Raw genomic sequence first — 2363 nt, forward strand, 5'->3', positions numbered from 1 at the left:
GGCTACGGCGGCGGTGGTGGTGGTGGTGGCCGTGGCGGCGGCTACGGTGGCGGCCGCGACCGTGACCGCGACGACCGCTGGTAGTCCCGGTTGAACAAAGAGGCCCGAGCCCACGCGGCTCGGGCCTCTTTCGTTGTGCATCGCCCGGGAAGCCGGCTCCGCCCGCGTGCGCGACGGCGCGGGTCGCGGATTCCGGGAACGACGAAGAGGCCCGAGCGAGAACTCGGGCCTCTTTCGTTGGGTCTCAGGGCTTTTAGAGCCCGAACCGGCCGGCCGCGCGGGCCCGCTTGCGGTCCTTGTGCCTGCGACGCTCGGCAGCCTTGGCCTTGGCCTTGCGCGCCTCGCTCGGCTTTTCGTAGAACCGCTTGCGACGCATGTCCTTGAACAGCCCGGAGCGGATCATCCGCCGCCGGAACTGCTTCAGCGCCCAGTCCAGGCGGTCCGTCTCCGCCAGCTGAATCTCGACCACAACGTTTCCCTTCGTTGGAAGAAACCGCGACGCGCGGCACCGCTGTCGTACGGGGCCGCCCGGATCTGCAATCGCGTAAGATAACACGCACTCCCGAGAATTGCCACCCCCGCGTTCGATCACGCGGCAGGGCAACGCGTTGCAGCACTCAAAGGCGCCCTCCGCGGCGAAAACGCCGCCCCCGGATCCGCCCGCCGCCGTCCGAGAGCAGGGCCGCGACGTGCGCATTCCGAGTGGCTGTTCAGAGCCTGCGTCCGCGATGCGTCATCCTGAGGGATCGCCGCGCATGACGTGAACGCACGCATAACGTTGGCGCGACCGAAGGATCTTGGTTGCGAGACTCGGAGGTGACCTTCGTGCACGAGGGTCGCCCCCGAGCTTCGCGGGCAAGATCCTTCGTCGCCGCCATGGATCACGACCGGGTCAGGCCCGCGCGGCGGCTCCTCGGGATGACGCTCTCGTGCAATCCGAATCGTCCAGCAACCTTTTTGGACGAAGCGGGCATGACAGCCGGACCGCGCCGATCAAACGATCGGGCGGTCGTCCAGGGGGGTGGCGTCGGGGGCGAGCACCTCGGGGGTCTCGCGGCGCAGCGTCTCCTCGATCACCTGCTCCACCACCACCTGGCGCTTGCGGATCACCAGCTCCTCGCGGGCCACGAGCCGCTTCTGGATCACCAGCTCCTCCTCCACGATGGGCACGTACCAGGTGTCGCCCTCCTGGCGCGGCTCCAGGCCGGCGCCGTCCGGCAGGGGACGCCGCTCCACCGTGACGTCCTCGCGCATCACGGGCACCACCTCGCGCACGCGCTCCGTCTGCACGTGCTTGTGGACGCGCACCTCGCCCGCGCTCACCACGCGCTTGGCGATCTCCAGCTCTTCCTCGGACAGCTGCATCCGCACCTCGCCCTCCGCCGCCGGCGCCACGGACGGCGGCGGCGGAACGGCAGGGGCGCGGGTGGCGGCGGCGTCCGCGGCCTCGGCCAGGTCCAGCGGGGTGGGCAGCGAGGGGGCGTCGGCCGGGCGCTCGGGAAGCAGGTGCGCCTGCGTGCCCTCGATGGTGTCCAGGTGCACGCGGGTGGCGGCGGGGTCCAGCCGCGCCTCGCCGGCGGCCACGAACACGCGCCGGCCGCCGGGCTGCCGCGCGATGGACGGCTCCAGCGCCACCGTAAGGTAGCGCGGGGTGCCCGTGGCGCGCTCCAGCATCACGTCCGACACGCTGCCCAGCCACGTGCCGTCGCCCGCGACCACGCCCCAGCCGCGCGGGTCCATGCCCCCCGCGGGCGCGGCCCCCGCCTCGCCGATGGACACCAGGTCCTCGCCCGCCCCGATCGCTTCGTCCGCCATCGAAAATCCCCCGCTCGTAATTCAGTACTTCGGCTCGGTTGCCGCCACACGCGGTCCGCGCGGCGAACGCAATCGGCATTCCGCTCTCGTGCGAACGAACACAGTTGGAGCGACGCCCCCTCCGGACTCGTAAACTCGTCCACCTCCTCCAAAACCCCTGGGGGAGGTTGAACTGCAATCCGTCGATGTCTTCTTCAGGATGTAGCTCTCCCGCGGGGCGGGAACTTTCCCGCGGGACGGAGCGGGCATCCGAGTGGCACCAGGCCGCGGCGCACGAAGCCGCGCCCCCGCCGAGCGAATGAATTCGCCGCTGGAAAGGCACGAAGTCCGCCTGCGCGGACTGCCCCAGCGTAGGCCGGCCGGCGCGCACCGGGGCGGCTACCGGTCGGTTGAAGCCTCGACCGCGGAGCGCGTCGGCGCGAGACCGGGCTTGCCGCTTTCCCAGCGGCGGGTTCACCCGCTCCGGCTGGGGCTCCGGGTGGGGGCCGTTGCAGGCTATTCCCTATTCCCTGTTCCCTATTCCCTGCAGTTTCCCTGCAGTTGCAGGC

Annotated in this window: 2 protein-coding genes; both read right to left on the reverse strand. The window is 70.9% G+C overall.

Annotated elements, in window-relative coordinates:
- Positions 1–253: 253 nt before the first annotated feature.
- Entirely contained in the window at positions 254–469 is a 216-nt protein-coding gene (rpsU, locus tag VFZ20_RS31900; protein WP_329688026.1) for a 30S ribosomal protein S21, read from the reverse strand.
- A gap of 524 nt (positions 470–993) precedes the next feature.
- Positions 994–1815 (reverse strand): PRC and DUF2382 domain-containing protein, encoded by an 822-nt coding sequence (locus VFZ20_RS31905; RefSeq protein WP_329688027.1) that lies wholly within the window; start codon positions 1813–1815, stop codon positions 994–996.
- Positions 1816–2363: the final 548 nt, after the last annotated feature.

Source organism: Longimicrobium sp. (assembly GCF_036280135.1).
Lineage (GTDB): Bacteria > Gemmatimonadota > Gemmatimonadetes > Longimicrobiales > Longimicrobiaceae > Longimicrobium.